The organism is Leuconostoc miyukkimchii (genome assembly GCF_019656055.1).
Classification (GTDB): domain Bacteria; phylum Bacillota; class Bacilli; order Lactobacillales; family Lactobacillaceae; genus Leuconostoc; species Leuconostoc miyukkimchii.
Window position 1 is genome coordinate 59,530 of sequence record NZ_BPKY01000005.1, and the last position, 16,382, is coordinate 75,911.

Below are 16,382 nucleotides of genomic sequence, written 5' to 3' on the forward strand. Positions count from 1 at the left end.
TCATATTTAAGCGGGTTTTCTGCTATTTTGATACCAATGTTGAACGTCGATTATTGTGTTTTTGGAAAGTGACAATAACTAAATGAAGAACAATAGCAATTAGACCGATTGTAAATAATTTCAAAAGTAGTGAGGTTGTGCCGCTGCCACCATATAAAACATTATAATCGGCTCTTATTGAATAGAAGCACGGAGAGATATTGCTTATTGCCTTGAAAAAACCAGGAAGAATTGGACGTGGGATTAAACCAGCTCCAGAAACAACTTGCATAATCATAAATGGCATGTTTATCATAATACCGATTTGACCGAGTATTAATGAAAAAATAAGATTAACGTTCAGTCCAGCAAATAGTTCAATGCTGTGGTTTATCCATAAATGCCAGTAAGCACTTGTATCAAAGTGAAGCAATGCTTTGCTGAGACCAACAACCAACAATGGCGCCAATATTGAAATTAAGACGATCGCGATTTCAGTATAGAGATAAGAACGCCAGTGACCAATAAGTGGTGCAAAAGATTTATATGCTGTAACGATTAGCATGGCACCAATCATTGAACCGATGTAAATTGCTAAGGTAATGAAGAAAGGCGCCATAGTATGATGCATACCCGAGGGAACTTTATTTATTTTAACAATCGTGTATTTGTAAGATTGCGCAATATTTGTGTAAGCATCATTTATTTTGGTAGTTGCCGCTTCTTTTGTCGTATCAGCTTGTTTTAAAATAACATCTTTTTGTGCAGGATTAGCGGCAATTAGAGCTTTGGTTTGCGTTTCTAGTTGCCCTAGTTCTGCTGCAGAAAGAATACCCTTACCTTGTTGTATCAAAACACTTTTTTGGACATTTGCGCCAATAGACTTAGCAACCGCTTCCATGGCGGAAACAGATGTCATAGGATTAGCATAGTTAATGTAAAATTTTAGTTGACTTTGCGATGGTTTATCCAATGTTTTTAAATGTTTATTAAAGTCTTTTGGAATATTGATAATCAAGTAAATCTTGCGATCATTGAGATCTTTTTTAGCAGTTTCTAAACTGAGGTCTGTTTTAACGTGTTTGAACGGTAAAAGATCAGTGAGTTGATTTTTTAAATTAGTGCTGTCGTTGTCTTGATTAACAACAGCCACTGGTAACTGTTCTACTCTATCGGGGACAGCTTGATAACCTGAAAGATAAACGCCAACCATGAGCAAACCGTAAAATATAACGATAATGAATGCACCGATAACGCCTTTACTGATAAGAAATTTTCTAAATTGCATGTGGAACTCCCTTTTTATTTGCTGTCAAAAGAATAGCACTTATTTATAAAGCATGCAAGTGGTTGGTTGCATTTTAAATAATATCTTTCAAAAATAAAATATGTTAATATGCTAGTATGAGGTTCACTAATGACTAAAAAAACATCAAAATATGACAAAATTCTAAACACATTCATTCAATTATTAATTGAGGGTGGCTATCAATCAGCGACTATCAGTAAAATAGCCGAAAGGGCAGAAGTTAATCCCAGTACCATTTTTAGAAACTTCACGGATAAGAAAGGTTTATTATCAGCAGTAGTTGATCGACATTTGAAGGACTTATCGACTATATTTGATGGGGTAAGCATGACTGGTAATATTGAAGATGATCTTGTTATTTTATCGAAAACGTATCAGGAATTTCAAGTTGATCACCAAGAAATCGTTTTGATTGGTTTTCAAGCAGCGCTGGAAATGCCAGAGATTAATAAAGCTGTAGAAGAAATTCCGGTGTTGTTTAAGAAAATATTGGGTGACTATTTCTCTGATATGAAAAAGCAGCACAAAATTAGAGAAACAATAGATGTTGAGGCGGCTACAATGAATTTATTATGGCTAAATTTTGGTTATTTTTTATCAGTTATTCGTTTTGATCATCCCAACATTTCAACATCGGCCACAGATTTTTATGATAAACAGATTCGTTTTTTTGCTAAAAGTTTAGTTTAATCACATGACATATGGTGTGCTAAGTGAAAAACGTGATGCGTGTGGAAAACTTGAAGATAAAGGCTATTTATAGACACTACACTGTTTTGTCTTATCGTGGACTCATAAATTAATTTTGAAATTAGTAATTATAATATGTACAATAGAACATGTAAATAATTGCGGTAAAACCGCGTAATTAGGAGGAAACGTGCTTAATTTTGATTGAATAAGCGCGTCATAAAACATGACTGAAGAAATTCGTGTCCGCTATGCACCATCACCAACGGGCCACCTACATATTGGAAATGCACGTACAGCAATCTTTAACTGGCTTTTTGCGCGTCATTATAACGGTAAATTTATTATCCGTATTGAAGATACTGATACGGCACGTAACATTGCTGACGGTGAAAAATCACAACTAGACAATCTAGCTTGGCTTGGTTTGGATTGGGATGAATCACCAGCAAATCCTGGTGAATACGGCCCATATCGTCAATCAGAACGTAATGAGCAAGGTGTCTATCAACCCTTTATTGCCGAGTTGTTAGCCAAGGGGCTTGCCTATAAGTCATATAAGACAACGGATCAAATTGCCGCTGAGCGTGAGGCGCAACAGGCAGCAAAGCAAGCGCCACATTATGTTTATGAGTATGAAGGTCTAACGAATGACGAACGTGAGGCTAAGTATGCTGAATTTGAGGCCCAAGGCTTAAAACCCGTTGTGCGTTTTCGTGTACCTGAAGAAAAAACTTACGCTTGGGATGACATTGTTAAAGGTCATATTGAAATTGGCGCTAAAGAAGTGGGTGGCGATTGGGTTATTCAAAAAGCAGATGGTATGCCAACTTATAACTTTGCCGTCGTGGTAGATGACCATTTGATGAAAATCTCTCATGTACTACGTGGTGATGATCATGTATCAAACACACCAAAGCAAATTATGATTTTTGAGGCCCTAGGCTGGGCTGTGCCAAAGTTTGGACATATGGCGTTAATTATTAATGGTGAAACAGGTAAGAAACTATCAAAGCGTGATGAAAATCTGTTACAATTCGTAGAACAATATCATGAATTGGGCTATCAGCCACAAGCCATGGTAAACTTTATTGGTTTACTTGGGTGGTCACCAAAGGGTGAGGATGAAATTTTCTCACTTGAAGCGTTTAAAGAAATGTTTGACGAGACACGTTTATCGAAGGCCAATGCTAAATTTGATCAAAAGAAACTAGAGTGGATTAACAATCAGTGGATGCGTCGGGATCTGGACAAGGTCATGCCACAACTTATTCAAGAATTGGTACATGCTGAGTTGATCACTGCATCAGAGGCAGAAGAAAAGTCAGACTGGTTAGCACAAGTAATCAAAGTTGCTGGCGTTGAAGGTATTTCTTATACACGTGAAGTTGTTGAGTTGGTTCGCAAACCCTTTTTTGAACTTGGGGATGTAACCGAAGAAATGGTAGATTACTTGACATCAGAAGACGGACGTAAAGTATTTTCTGCATGGGAAGCGGCTTACACGGCACTACCAGAAACTGCAACTGCCAAAGATTACATGGATACAATTCGCAGTATTCAAAATGCGCTTGAAATCAAGGGTCGCAACTTGTGGAATCCTATTCGTATTGCCACAACACACGAAATACAAGGACCTAATTTACCAGAAATGTTAGTTGTAATAGATAAAACAAAAGTCTTAGATACAATGGCTGATGTGAAAGCAAAGTACTTAGCTTAATTAATAACTCGAAAAACGTTATTTATCCTTTATTTGATGAATAACGTTTTTTGTATGCAATGAATTACACCACACAAACGTTAGTTAGCAATATAATAATATTAAACGAATTATAGTGCGTGTTTAGAAAGGGTAAAAAAATGTATGCAATTGAAATGAAGGACTATGGCGAAGTAAATGTTTTAGTGGCAACACAATTAGCTGAGATTCCAACGATAAAGCCAAAACAAATATTGGTTAAACAACATGCAACAGCAATTGATCCCTATGATGTTAAGTTTAGGAAAGGGTTGATGGGAACTGAACGTGCGTTACCTTTGATTCCTGGTTCATCAGTAGCTGGTGAAATTGTTGCAATAGGTTCAGAGGTGACGGAATTTTCAATAGGTGAACGTGTCGCTGCATCGCCTCATTTGAAAAGTTATGCTGAATTTGTACCAGTGGGTCGTTCAACTGTGGCTAAAATACCAGATAATGTGAGTTATACACAAGCGGCTGCTTTAGCCTTAGGGGCCCAGACTGGCTATCAAGCTATAAATGATGATTTAAAATTACAAGTTGGGGAATCTATTTTAGTGCAAGGTGGTGCCGGTTCGGTAGGATTGACTGCATTACAAACTGCGGTACTGCGTGGCGCAACAGATATCTATACAACAGCCGTTAATAATGGTGTTGATTTTCTTAAAAAATTTAACACTAATTGGCATGTTATTGATAACCATACTGAGCGTTTAACAGACATTATTCCAAAGGATGTTGATGCTATTTTGGACACAATTGGTGGTACAGCCATTGAGGAAGGTTTAAAAGTGCTTAAACCAAATGGACGTCTAGTATCACTTGCTGGTTCTCATGAAGATAATCGTGTCACGAGTATTTATTTAAAATCAAATGGTGAGCAGCTAGGTGAGTTATTGCAACTTGTATCAGAAGATAAGCTAGAAGTTGTGATAGCCGATGTAAAGTCCTTTAATGTTGAAAATCTAAAGAAATTTCAGGCAATGAAGCATGTGGTTGGCAAATTAGTGTTAACGTTTGACTAATAAGTACCAACATTTGGTATGTAAAAAGGACAAATTTCACTTGCATGTTGAAAAAGTGCGTATTGTTATTGGTGGAATCTTTACAAGTAAAGAAAAAGCGAGTACAATTAACTTGTAAATTAATTCACATGAAAAAGGAGATTTATAATGAAAGCAGCGCTTGTACGTGAAACACCAGACGGATATGTTGATTTGGTTGATAACTGGGAACCAAGATCTCTGAGTTTTGGTGAAGCATTGGTTGATGTAGAATATGTTGGATTGTGTCATACAGATTTGCATGTTGCCGGTGCAGATTTTGGTAACCCAAATCAGATAGGTCAACGTAATGGTCAGTTCCGACGTGTTATTGGACACGAAGGTGTAGGACGTGTTTCTAAGCTAGGTGAAGGTGCTAGTGACTATTTAAATATTGGTGATCGTGTATCTATTGCTTGGTTTTATGATGCCTGTGGTGTTTGTGACTATTGTGTATCGGGAAATGAAACATTCTGTCGTAAAGTTCGTAACTCTGGTTATACAGTTGATGGTGCGATGTCACAACAGGCTGTTGTCAATGCCAAGTATGCTGTAAAAGTACCAGAAGGTTTGGACCCAGTAGAAGCAACATCAATTACTTGTGCTGGTGTAACAATGTATAAGTCACTTAAAGTTGGTGAGACGAAGCCAGGACAATGGGTTTCAGTTCATGGTGCCGGTGGTTTAGGTAATTTGGCTGTGCAGTATGCGCATAGTGTATTTGGTGCACATGTGGCAGTTATTGATGGCAATGATGATAAATTAGCAGCGGCTAAAGCTAATGGTGCTGAGGTTTTGATTAACCGTAAAAAGGTCGAAGACGTTGCAGCGGAAGTACAAAAAGCTACTGGCGGTGTGCACAATGCACAAGTAACTGCGGTTAATGCTGCAGCCTTTGATCAAGCTGTTAGCTCATTGCGTCCAATGGGAAAGTTAGTTGCCGTTGCCTTGCCACAAGGTGATATGGCCTTGAATATCGCAAAAACTGTATTGGATGGTATCGAAGTACGTGGTTCATTAGTTGGTACACGTGCAGATTTGAAAGAAGCCTTCCAATTTGGTGCAGAAGGTAAAGTCAAGCCTATTGTTGAAAAAGTTAATTTTGCAGATATGAATGATGTCATTGATGAAATGAAAGCCGGCAACATCACTGGTCGTAAAGTATTTGATTTTACAACATTATAATTTCAATAAAGCGCTTGAAATCATCGTTTCAAGCGTTTTTTGATAATAAAATTTGAGACGATTTCGACCATTGCGCATAGCGGTTATATCCAGCTTGTGTTAAAATTGGGTAACAAAAGTATTGGAGGAATGTGTGTATGTTTTATACATACTAATCAGTAGCACATACACACTAGCAAATTATGCCATATTTTACACAACAACTTTTTAACGGACAACGTGATCGTATTCTTCGCGTTGTTGATGAAAATAGTGAGGATCAGAGTACAGCAGGGTTCATTCATATTTTTGACGAACGTCGTGCGTTTGATTTTGATTATGCCCTAGAGCTTACTGATGGCAACATAACGCAAGCAGAGTTTGATGAAGAAGGCGAAGCAAATAATACTTTCAGCGCTAATTTTATGCCGATTACTTCTGATGATGAAGATGTTCCAGATGCTGTTTTTCAGGAATGGGCAGAACTTGTAGGCCGTGACTATGCTTTGGTGCCACATGTGCATATTAATATGTACCAACAACCGTTAAAACAAGAAATTGAGTATATTGATAAAGATATTTTTGAAGAGAGATTGTTGGAACTAATTACGCGTATTTTAGGTTCTTCAGTTGTGGGATTTGAAGAAAAAGAATTAACTTTGTTTCCTAGCTATTTAACGCAGGAACAACCAGAAAATCCAACCCCGCAAGGACCATCAACACAAATCATTTTACCTGATTAAATGTCGTTGCTTGTCGCACATCAAAGATAAGCGACAAATAGAATAGTGATTTGCAGTAGCAAATGATAAGTATTATATAAGTGCTTGACGTATAATTTAATGACCAGATGGAAAATTCTGCGAAACACTTGAAATTTTAGGTGGTTTTGTAGTACAATTAGTAATTGTGAATATACAAAAGTATGTCCACTCCTTGCAGCTAAGGCTGCCGGAGACCAAAAGGAGGAAATAAAACATGGCTACATCATACGAATTGACTTATATCGTTCGTCCTGACTTAGAATCAGATGCAAAGAAAGCACTCGTAGAGCGTTTCGATGGCATTTTGACTAATAACGGTGGAACGATTACAAAGTCAGCTGACTGGGCAACTCGTCGTTTTGCTTATGAAATTGCTGGTTACCGCGAAGGCGTATACCACATCATTAATTTCACTGCAGAAGATGATAACGCAATCAACGAATTTGATCGTTTGGCAAAGATCTCACAAGATATCTTACGTCATATGATTGTTAAGCGCGACGCAGAATAAATCTGAATTCCACTGGTGAAGGAGCTTTTAATATGATTAATCGAGTAGTATTGATTGGGCGATTGACCCGTGATGTGGAATTACGCTATACCCAATCGGGTACGGCGGTCGGCACGTTTAGCTTAGCGGTTAATCGTCAGTTTACCAACCAAGCTGGTGAACGCGAAGCTGACTTTATCAACGCTGTAATTTGGCGTAAAGCAGCTGAAAATTTTTCTAATTTTACCGGAAAAGGTGCATTAGTCGCCGTTGAAGGTCGTTTGCAAACACGTAATTATGAAAACAACCAAGGTCAACGTGTCTACGTCACCGAGGTTGTTGTCGATAATTTCTCATTACTTGAATCACGTGCTGAAAGTGATAAAAGACGTGCCCAAAACGGTTCGTCAGAAACACCAAATAATGGTGGTGCTTTCAATAATGGTCCAAGTGATAATTCATTTAGTGGCGTTGATCCATTTGCCAATGCGAACCAAAATTCACATACGCAGTCAACTTCAACAAATGAAGCAGCCAATCCATTTGCTGCTAATGGCAAAACAGAAATTGATATATCAGATGATGATTTACCATTTTAACAATATATTAAAAACAATATGAAAGGAGCTTTAATCATGCCAGAACAAAACTCACGTCCACAGAGCTCAGAACGTCCACAACGCTCACGTCGCCCACAAGGCGGCCCACGTCGTCGTCGTAAGGTTGACTTCATTGCAGCTAACCACATTGAGTATATTGACTACAAGAATACAGAATTGTTGGAACGTTTTATTTCAGAACGTGGTAAGATTTTGCCACGTCGTGTAACTGGAACTTCAGCAAAAAACCAACGTAAAGTTACGACAGCTATCAAGCGTGCTCGTATCATGGCTTTGTTGCCATTCGTTACGGAAGATTAATAGTTATTAAATACTAAATAAAAAGGCGACAACTTGGCAGATATGTGCTCAAGTTGTCGCTTTTTTTATTGAACATGTGTTTGATATTATTATGAGAAATTAGTAGTAATAACTATGTTGCAAAAACACTGTTTATCACAAAATTATTGACAAATACTGTGAATTGTCTTAAGATTAAACAATGTTAATAAAAGGTATATATTCATTAAACAACGCGTAAAATTAATGAATTGACCCAGTCAATGCCATCTTAGTTGATATTTGATAAAAGTCAGAATTATTTTATCGAGACAACTATGAATTAATTTTGGTTATAGCATAGTTTACACACTTGTTAATTATTAAATTAACAAGCTTTTTATTAATATAACATTTGATTCGAAAGGAAACGTGCGCAAGAATATTTGATTTAAGTTTTACTATGTATCTGATATTTAGTGCTTAAAGCATCAATAATACTTAAGCACATCAAGTAATATGACAAATAAACATCTCGTTTTACAAACTGATTTTGGACTGCAGGACGGTGCTGTAAGTTCCATGCGTGGGGTTGCTTACGGTGTTTCAAGCGATATCTTAGTCAGTGATTTGACACATGGTATTACACCATTCAATATTTTTGAAGGCTCATTTCGCTTGTTCCAAACATTTAGCTATTGGGAGTCAGGGACGGTTTTTGTTTCTGTTGTTGATCCTGGTGTAGGATCTAAGCGATTATCAATCGTTGCAAAAACAACAGGTGGACATTACATCGTGACACCAGATAATGGTACGTTGTCACATTTATTGTCACATGATTTGATTGAAAGTGCCCGTGTCATTGATGAAACGACACAACGATTACCAGGATCCGAGAAATCTTCAACTTTTCATGGTAGAGACATTTATGCTTTCAATGGTGCATTATTAGCCAGTGGGCAAACAAAGTATGAAGATTATGGCGACTTATTGGCACCTAGCGACTTAGTTAAGTTACCAATCCAACCAGGGCAATATCAAACAACGACTTATGGTCAACCACAATTAGTAGGAAACATCGATATAACGGACGTTAACTTCGGATCACTGTGGTCAAATATTCCGCTACGTGAGTTTGAGAAATTACAATTGGTATACGGCGATGTTTTGCGTGTGCAAATTAAGAACCAAGGTCATGTATTATTTGATGAAGTTTTGCCTTACGTGCACACATTTACAGATGTTAATCCTGGTGAACCATTGATTTATATTGATTCTGTTTATACTGTGGCTTTTGGTGTACACACTGGTAGTTTTGAACAAATGTATCATGTGGGTGCTGGTCAAGAATGGCAAGTTTTGTTGACAAAAGAAGAGTAAAACGATAGGAGAACACGATGAATAATAAACAAAAGAAGAGTGGTTTTTCAGTGCGTTCAGTGGTTGCTACTGGAATTGGTGCTGCAGTATTCTTTGTCTTGATGAAGTTTATTGCAATTCCAACAGGTATTTCAAATACGAATATTAACGTTGCTGAAGGTTGGTTGGCGTTGATTGCTGGTTTGTTTGGACCAGTTGTCGGATTATTGGTTGGTTTTATAGGGCATACCTTAAATGATGCAGTAACATATGGTTCACCATGGTGGTCATGGGTAATTGCTGATGCCTTATTTGGATTTCTACTTGGATTAAGCAAACGATTTTTGGCACTTGAATATGGTGATTTATCAGCTAAAAAGTTAATTCAATTTAACATTTGGCAAGCAGTTTCTAACATTTTTGTTTGGGTTGTGGTAGCGCCAATTGGTGATATTTTGATTTATAAAGAAGCAGCACAGAAAGTCTTTTTACAAGGCGCTGTGACAGCTGTGGTTAACATAGTATCAGTAGCTGTTATCGGATCATTGCTTTTGGTAGCTTATGTTAAGTCACGTCCAAAAAAGAGCAGTCTTCGTAGTGAATAAACAAGCAGGTTAGCCTGCGTACATAGATAGAAAGTCAAGGAAACATCATGACATTGCCGTTAATCGATTTTAAACATGTGACATTTAAATATCACGCTCAAGCTGAACCAACCCTACACGACGTCAGTTTTCAAATTAATCCTGGTGAGAAAGTTTTAATTGCAGGTGCCTCTGGTTCTGGTAAAACAACTCTGTTACGGTTGTTGAATGGTCTTATTCCACAGGCTTATGAAGGTGAAGTAACAGGATCTTTAACATTAAACGGTAAAAATATTTTGGATCAAACGTTGTTTGATTTGTCGCTTCAAGCAGGAACAGTTTTGCAGGATTCAGATGCACAATTTGTCGGCCTTACAGTAGCAGAAGACATTGCATTTGCCTTGGAAAATGATTATCAGCCGGTTAATAAAATTAAAGCTGCTGTGTCTAAGTGGGCTAATTGGTTTGGTTTGGGAGAACGTTTAGAATTATCGCCACAGGCATTGTCTGGTGGCCAAAAACAGCGAACTGCAATGGCAGGTGTATTGGTCGATGATGGTAAATTATTGTTATTTGATGAACCATTAGCTAGTTTAGACCCAGCTGCTGGTGCTACTGCTATGGAAATGATTGATAATTTGCAATCAGAACGTGATTTAACAGTTGTTATTATTGAGCATCGTATTGAGGAAGTATTAAATGCGAATGTTGATCGTGTTATTGTGATGGCAGATGGTCGAATTGTTGCTAATGGTACTCCAACTGAAATTATACAGGCAGGCGTTCTTCCAAAAAATGGACTAGACGAGCCACTATATATTCAGTTACTTCGCCGTGCGAATATTGATATTACGAAAATTTCTGGGATATCAGATGTTTCTACAGTTAATGTTAATCAACATAAGGCAGCTATTGCGCAACTCAAACAAAAAATTAATAAAAATCAACATCTGGCACCACAGCTAGTGATTAAGGACTTGGCATTTAGTTACGACAATAATCAAACATTATTTGCGCAGTTTAATGCAACGATTAATCAAGGTGAAATTCTTGGAATTGTTGGTAAAAATGGCTCTGGCAAGACAACATTGTCTCACTTATTAACTGGATTTTTGAATCCGGAATCAGGTGATATTTTGTTGGATGGTCAGTCAGTTTTACAGCAGTCCATTAAAGAGCGAGCAGACCATATTGGATATGTGTTGCAAAATCCAAATCATATGATTACAAAATCAACTGTCTATGAGGAAGTAGCCAGTGGATTAGTCTTGCGACAGATACCAGAAGATCAAATTGAGACACGTGTACGTCAAGTATTAAAGTTGATTGATTTAGATGCAATGCGGCATTGGCCAATTGCTGCGTTAAGTTTTGGGCAAAAAAAACGTTTGACCATTGCTGCTGTGTTGGTTCTTGAACCAAAAATTTTAATTCTAGATGAACCGACTGCAGGACAAGACGCAACACATACAGGTGAGTTATTGCAGTTTTTGTCTCGTATTAACAAGGATAAGCAGACAACGATTATTATTATTACCCATGATATGCATTTGTTAGCAAATTTTGTTCAGCGGACCTTAGTCATTGTCAATGGTCAACTAATTGGAGATACAACACCTGCAGAATTATTAGCTGATGAACAGTTGGTCGAAGACGCTAGTTTACGAACGACAAGTATCTACCAGTTAGCAGAACGATTAGAAATTAGTCATCCAGAAGAGTTAAATGCTGCAATTGTAACGCAATGATATAAAAATTTTTGGCCGCTATTAGTTAGAAAGTTGCTACGGGGAATAATGTAAAACAATGAATAACTTATTTGGATATAAAAAAAGGGATACTTGGCTTAATCATACGACGGGTACGGCGAAATTGGTTGGTTTTTTATTGCTGACAACAATAGGAATGATATCATATGATACGCGTTTTCTACTTGGTTTAGGTTTGTTTGCAGTTGTTTTAATGCAAACCACACAAATAAAATATCATGAGTACGCGCTCATGCTAAATTTAGTACTGGTTTTTGCTGTAATTAACTTAGTTATGATAATGGTTTTGGCACCACAATATGGCACGCAATTGTACGGCACGCGTCACGTATTATTTGGTAGTGGTTATTGGTCAATTACACAAGAGCAACTGTTTTATGAATTCAATTTATTGCTTAAGTATCTCTTTTCATTGCCATTTGCAATTATTTTATTGTTTACAACTAACCCTAGTGAATTTTCAGCTGGATTGAATAAAATCGGTGTACCATACAAAATTGCTTATGCATTCGCTATTACATTACGATACATTCCTGATGTTCAAAGCGATTATCATACAATTAGTTTGGCACAGCAAGCGCGTGGCTATGAAATATCTAAAAAAGCTTCCCTAAAGGCACGTGCGAAAGGTGCCGTACAAATTATTTTGCCATTAGTATTTACCAGTTTAGATCGTATTGAAACGATTAGTCAAGCAATGGAATTGAGACGATTTGGACGTCAGAAGAAACGGTCTTGGTATCAAGAACAATCATTTTCTCGTCGTGATGTGAGTGTTTTAGTTGGCTCAGTGATTATTGTTGGTATCGGTATTGCACTTTTGCTTAGTAATGGTGGGCGATTGTACAATCCCTTTAAATAAAGGAGAGTGGTTACTGATATGAAATTTTATGTCAGTATACTTGATATAATATGATGAAATCAGTTATTCAATGGCAACAAGAAGCAGAAAGTTATCAGCCGGAATTGATTCAAGATTTATTACAATTTTTGGCCATTCCATCAGTTTTGGATCCCACAACAGCTACGATACAACAGCCATTTGGCATTGGCATTGATATGGCGTTGGCTTATTTAGTTGATTTGGCAACTAGAGATGGTTTTAATGTTGAACGTGTGGCAGATAACATGGTTGTTGTCGTTGATTATGGCCCAAGTGATGCAGACGAAACAGTTGGTGTCTTATCACATGTTGATGTTGTTCCCGGTAATAGTGCCGCATGGCGTATGACATTGCCCTTTAGTCCGAAAATTGTTGGTAACAAAATTTATGCGCGTGGCGCACATGACATGAAAGTTGATTTATTAGCAAGTTACTATGCATTAAGGCAATTAAAGGATAGTGGATTTTGGCCAAAACGTAAAATTCGTTTGATATTTGGTAGTGATGAAGAATCTGACTGGCGTGATATGAAAACTTATCTTGAGCAAGTTGGGGAACCCACACTCGGTTTTTCTCCTGACGGTGCATTTCCAATTGTACCAGGTGAAAAGGGTGTTCAAACGATTGTTATCAAATTTGCGGGAAATAAAATATTTAACGACCAACTTTTTCAATTGATTAAATTTGAGTCGGGTGATCGTGATAATGTTGTTCCGGGTGTTGCAAAAGCTATTGTAAGATTACCAGAATGGGCAGATATTAATAAATTTTTAGCCCAATTTGAACAATACGTGAAAAATGTCCCAGTTATTACGGGTATTGGGCAATATGATGACGGTTATATTCTGCTCACACTGTATGGCAAGTCAGCTCATGGTGCATATCCTGAAGATGGTCTCAATGCTGGAACTTATCTGGCACATTTTTTAGATCAATTTGAATTTAATGGACAAGCGCATGCTTTTATTGAATTTTTAGGGCATGGCAATCATCAAAGTGTTTTTGGTGAAAAGTTAGGTTTAGTTTTCCATGATGATATTATGGGCGATTTAACCATGAACATTGGACAAATGCATTACTACCATAATGCTGGCAGTGAAATTCGTATACAATTTAGATTTCCAATCGGTATTACAGAAACAGCCATTTTAACACAGGTTCAGCGCCATATCGGTAGCTTAAATGCTAAAATATTTAAAGAAGCACAATTTGGTAATGCACCTCATATGGTTGATTTAAAAGATCCAATTGTGGATGCCTTAGAAGAAGTTTATGCCGAACATACGCATACGCAAAAAACGTATAAAATTTCAAATGGTGGTTCATATGCACGATTATTAAAACGTGGTGTTGCATTTGGCGGTCAGTTTCCTGATGTTGAGGTCACAAGCCACCAACCTGATGAGTACGCGCTCGTGAGCCATATTCCAAAGACACAGGCAATTTTTGCTCATGCATTATATGAAATATCTAAATAGTAGATCTAATCGCCATCGTGTTAATGTATCTTAAAAATCAGGTAATTATGCCTGCTTTTTTTGTTCAATTAGGATAACGTCAACTATGGTAAAATAGAACGTATAGTATATTCTGAGGTGTAGGATTTAAGCGTTATTACGTTATAAAAAATTGAGGTTACTTGTGAAAAAACTATTTAATTTTAAATCACTACCTATATTTTTTCAAAATACCAAATTGGGCATGGTTACCTTACTATTACTCTTAGTAAGTTTAATGAGTGTTTTTTTTGCATTACTGATTAATTGGGTTTTTGGGCTAATATGGGTTATTGTCGTTGTTATTGGTCTTGTTTATTCTGCGCAAGCGTTAAGGGAAGTTAATGAAAATGCGCAAGAGTATCTTTCTGGTTTGGGTTATAGGATATCTCGTAGTGAACAAGAAGCTCTGATTAGAATGCCTATTGGTATAATTCTGTTGAACGAATCTGCAAAAATTGATTGGATCAATCCATACATGCAAGGTTATTTGGGGAAACGGGATGTATTGGGAATGACATTGTCAGCATTGGACTCACAGTTAGCTGCAGATATCAAAAGTTATTCTGATGCTAGAGAAACTAATACGATTACATGGCAAGACAAACAATTCTCGCTTTATGTGCAACAGAACTTACGTGTTATTTATATGATGGATATTAGTGAGTACGCTGCTATTGCTACAGAATATGAAGATCATCAGTTGTTTAGTGGTTTAATCTCAGTAGATAACTATGAGGAAGTCACTGAAGGAATGAGTGAATCAGAGACGTCAACGCTACGTACTTACGTTACAGGTGCATTGAGTGATTGGGCAGCATCACATCATATTTATTTAAGACGTCTTAATACCGTTCATTATGTATTGTTTGGATATCAAAAAGCATTGCAAGATGCTGAAAGTGATAAATTTTCTATTTTGAAAATTATTCGAGAAACGACTGCGCAACAAAATTCACCAGTGACGTTATCTATGGGGATTGCTTATGGTGAAAAAGATATTATTAAATTGGCTAAAATGGCTCAAACAAATCTGGATTTGGCTTTGGGACGTGGTGGAGATCAAGTTGTTGTTAAGTCTAACCAAGAAGCAGCACGTTTCTATGGCGGTGCGACAAACCCAATGGAGAAACGCACACGTGTACGTGCGAGAATGATTTCTCAAACAGTTGCTGAGTTGATGGAACAATCAGATAACATCATGATTGTTGGACATGCGACACCTGATTTGGATGCAATTGGTGCTGGATTAGGTATTTGGCGAATGGCTCAGACAAAAAACAAAGCGGCATTCGTGATTATTGATGAAAAAACAGTTTATAGTGACATCACATTACTTCTGGAGGAAATGCGTAAAGATCCACCAAATATTGTTGCACCTGGATCAAATATCAATGATTCCATTGTAGACGAAACAAGAGCTTTGAAACTTGTTCGGGACAATACGTTGTTGATTTTGGTTGATCATGCTAGGTCTGGTATTACCAGTGCCCCACATTTGTTAGAAAGACTGACAAATCGTGTTGTTGTAATTGATCATCACCGATTAGCTGAAAATGGTTTGTCAGAAAAACCTTTGTTAAGTTATGTTGAACCGTATGCCTCGTCAACGTCTGAGTTAGTTGTTGAGATGTTACAGTATCAAGATCAAAGCCACGCACCAATTACTAAGTTAGAAGCGACAGCGATGTTAGGTGGCATTCAAATTGATACTAAAAACTTCACACTTCGTACAGGAACAAGAACGTTCGATGCTGCTAGTTACTTACGTGCTAACGGAGCCGATAGCAATTTAATTCAATCATTTATGAAAGAAAGTTTGAGTGACTTTAAGGCACGTACTCACTTAGTTAATTTAGCGGTCGTACATGATGGTAATGCGATTGCCACTGGTGAAGATACAGTACCATATTCTGGATTAATCACAGCACAGGCTGCTGATGAGTTATTGCAGATTAATGGTGTTGAGGCCTCATACGTAATTAGTAAACGTTCAGATGACCGAGTTGGTATTTCAGCACGCTCAACAGGTCAGCGTAATGTGCAACGTGTTATGGAAGCAATGGGTGGTGGTGGCCGTTTGTCTAACGCAGCTACTCAAATTGAAAATATGACGACAGATGAAGTAGATAAACAGTTACAAGAAATTTTAAAAGATAGTGATGATGAATAGGAATAAGTTTAAGTATGCATACCAATGAATGATATTGGTATGCATGTTAATAAAAAATTA

General features: G+C 37.3%; 15 protein-coding genes. 14 read left to right on the forward strand and 1 reads right to left on the reverse strand.

Annotation, left to right across the window (positions count from 1 at the left end; all coding sequences use genetic code 11):
- Nucleotides 1-22: 22 nt before the first annotated feature.
- On the reverse strand, nucleotides 23-1,267 hold the full coding sequence (locus K5Q13_RS05615) for a YhgE/Pip domain-containing protein (protein WP_220740733.1): 1,245 nt from the start codon (nucleotides 1,265-1,267) through the stop codon (nucleotides 23-25).
- A gap of 129 nt (nucleotides 1,268-1,396) precedes the next feature.
- On the opposite strand from K5Q13_RS05615, the gene K5Q13_RS05620 reads away from it, so the two are divergent.
- The 14 genes from K5Q13_RS05620 to K5Q13_RS05685 all read left to right on the forward strand — a co-directional run bounded on the left by K5Q13_RS05620 (nucleotide 1,397) and on the right by K5Q13_RS05685 (nucleotide 16,322).
- Nucleotides 1,397-1,978 (forward strand): TetR/AcrR family transcriptional regulator, encoded by a 582-nt coding sequence (locus K5Q13_RS05620; RefSeq protein WP_220740734.1) that lies wholly within the window; start codon nucleotides 1,397-1,399, stop codon nucleotides 1,976-1,978.
- Between the two features lie 226 nt (nucleotides 1,979-2,204).
- Nucleotides 2,205-3,701 (forward strand): glutamate--tRNA ligase, encoded by a 1,497-nt coding sequence (gltX, locus tag K5Q13_RS05625; RefSeq protein WP_220740735.1) that lies wholly within the window; start codon nucleotides 2,205-2,207, stop codon nucleotides 3,699-3,701.
- 140 nt (nucleotides 3,702-3,841) lie between these two features.
- Nucleotides 3,842-4,744 carry an NADP-dependent oxidoreductase gene (locus K5Q13_RS05630; RefSeq protein ID WP_220740736.1) on the forward strand — a complete coding sequence of 301 codons (903 nt, stop codon included), beginning with the start codon at nucleotides 3,842-3,844 and terminating at the stop codon, nucleotides 4,742-4,744.
- 147 nt (nucleotides 4,745-4,891) lie between these two features.
- On the forward strand, nucleotides 4,892-5,947 hold the full coding sequence (gene adhP, locus K5Q13_RS05635; RefSeq protein ID WP_220740737.1) for an alcohol dehydrogenase AdhP: 1,056 nt from the start codon (nucleotides 4,892-4,894) through the stop codon (nucleotides 5,945-5,947).
- Between the two features lie 182 nt (nucleotides 5,948-6,129).
- Nucleotides 6,130-6,669, forward strand: a complete 540-nt coding sequence (locus K5Q13_RS05640) for a hypothetical protein (protein ID WP_220740738.1) — start codon at nucleotides 6,130-6,132, stop codon at nucleotides 6,667-6,669.
- A 235-nt stretch (nucleotides 6,670-6,904) separates the two neighbouring features.
- Nucleotides 6,905-7,201, forward strand: coding sequence for a 30S ribosomal protein S6 (rpsF, locus tag K5Q13_RS05645; RefSeq protein ID WP_220740739.1), 297 nt, complete (start codon nucleotides 6,905-6,907; stop codon nucleotides 7,199-7,201).
- Between the two features lie 32 nt (nucleotides 7,202-7,233).
- Nucleotides 7,234-7,779, forward strand: coding sequence for a single-stranded DNA-binding protein (ssb, locus tag K5Q13_RS05650; RefSeq protein ID WP_220740740.1), 546 nt, complete (start codon nucleotides 7,234-7,236; stop codon nucleotides 7,777-7,779).
- 36 nt (nucleotides 7,780-7,815) lie between these two features.
- Nucleotides 7,816-8,100, forward strand: coding sequence for a 30S ribosomal protein S18 (rpsR, locus tag K5Q13_RS05655; protein ID WP_220740741.1), 285 nt, complete (start codon nucleotides 7,816-7,818; stop codon nucleotides 8,098-8,100).
- Nucleotides 8,101-8,577: 477 nt separating this feature from the next.
- Nucleotides 8,578-9,438: an SAM hydrolase/SAM-dependent halogenase family protein gene (locus tag K5Q13_RS05660; RefSeq protein ID WP_220740742.1), complete on the forward strand. Its 861-nt coding sequence runs from the start codon at nucleotides 8,578-8,580 to the stop codon at nucleotides 9,436-9,438.
- A gap of 17 nt (nucleotides 9,439-9,455) precedes the next feature.
- Entirely contained in the window at nucleotides 9,456-10,022 is a 567-nt protein-coding gene (locus K5Q13_RS05665) for an ECF-type riboflavin transporter substrate-binding protein (protein ID WP_220740743.1), read from the forward strand.
- Nucleotides 10,023-10,069: 47 nt separating this feature from the next.
- Entirely contained in the window at nucleotides 10,070-11,749 is a 1,680-nt protein-coding gene (locus K5Q13_RS05670) for an ABC transporter ATP-binding protein (protein ID WP_220740744.1), read from the forward strand.
- 58 nt (nucleotides 11,750-11,807) lie between these two features.
- Complete coding sequence (locus K5Q13_RS05675; RefSeq protein WP_220740745.1) at nucleotides 11,808-12,632, forward strand: energy-coupling factor transporter transmembrane component T family protein; 825 nt, start codon at nucleotides 11,808-11,810, stop codon at nucleotides 12,630-12,632.
- 50 nt (nucleotides 12,633-12,682) lie between these two features.
- Complete coding sequence (pepV, locus tag K5Q13_RS05680; protein WP_220740746.1) at nucleotides 12,683-14,131, forward strand: dipeptidase PepV; 1,449 nt, start codon at nucleotides 12,683-12,685, stop codon at nucleotides 14,129-14,131.
- Between the two features lie 163 nt (nucleotides 14,132-14,294).
- The gene (locus K5Q13_RS05685; RefSeq protein WP_220740747.1) at nucleotides 14,295-16,322 is read left to right on the forward strand and encodes a GGDEF domain-containing protein; all 2,028 of its coding nucleotides are present in this window, start codon (nucleotides 14,295-14,297) and stop codon (nucleotides 16,320-16,322) included.
- Nucleotides 16,323-16,382: the final 60 nt, after the last annotated feature.

Excerpts from the sequence above, each read along its gene's own strand:
- gltX (WP_220740735.1), top strand. The coding sequence starts at position 2,205 with ATGACTGAAGAAATTCGTGTCCGCTATGCACCATCACCAACGGGCCAC.
- adhP (WP_220740737.1), top strand. The coding sequence starts at position 4,892 with ATGAAAGCAGCGCTTGTACGTGAAACACCAGACGGATATGTTGATTTG.
- pepV (WP_220740746.1), top strand. The coding sequence starts at position 12,683 with ATGATGAAATCAGTTATTCAATGGCAACAAGAAGCAGAAAGTTATCAG.
- K5Q13_RS05675 (WP_220740745.1), top strand. The coding sequence starts at position 11,808 with ATGAATAACTTATTTGGATATAAAAAAAGGGATACTTGGCTTAATCAT.
- K5Q13_RS05665 (WP_220740743.1), top strand. The coding sequence starts at position 9,456 with ATGAATAATAAACAAAAGAAGAGTGGTTTTTCAGTGCGTTCAGTGGTT.
- K5Q13_RS05670 (WP_220740744.1), top strand. The coding sequence starts at position 10,070 with ATGACATTGCCGTTAATCGATTTTAAACATGTGACATTTAAATATCAC.
- K5Q13_RS05640 (WP_220740738.1), top strand. The coding sequence starts at position 6,130 with ATGCCATATTTTACACAACAACTTTTTAACGGACAACGTGATCGTATT.
- ssb (WP_220740740.1), top strand. The coding sequence starts at position 7,234 with ATGATTAATCGAGTAGTATTGATTGGGCGATTGACCCGTGATGTGGAA.
- rpsF (WP_220740739.1), top strand. The coding sequence starts at position 6,905 with ATGGCTACATCATACGAATTGACTTATATCGTTCGTCCTGACTTAGAA.
- K5Q13_RS05630 (WP_220740736.1), top strand. The coding sequence starts at position 3,842 with ATGTATGCAATTGAAATGAAGGACTATGGCGAAGTAAATGTTTTAGTG.
- K5Q13_RS05615 (WP_220740733.1), bottom strand. The coding sequence starts at position 1,267 with ATGCAATTTAGAAAATTTCTTATCAGTAAAGGCGTTATCGGTGCATTC.
- K5Q13_RS05620 (WP_220740734.1), top strand. The coding sequence starts at position 1,397 with ATGACTAAAAAAACATCAAAATATGACAAAATTCTAAACACATTCATT.
- K5Q13_RS05660 (WP_220740742.1), top strand. The coding sequence starts at position 8,578 with ATGACAAATAAACATCTCGTTTTACAAACTGATTTTGGACTGCAGGAC.
- rpsR (WP_220740741.1), top strand. The coding sequence starts at position 7,816 with ATGCCAGAACAAAACTCACGTCCACAGAGCTCAGAACGTCCACAACGC.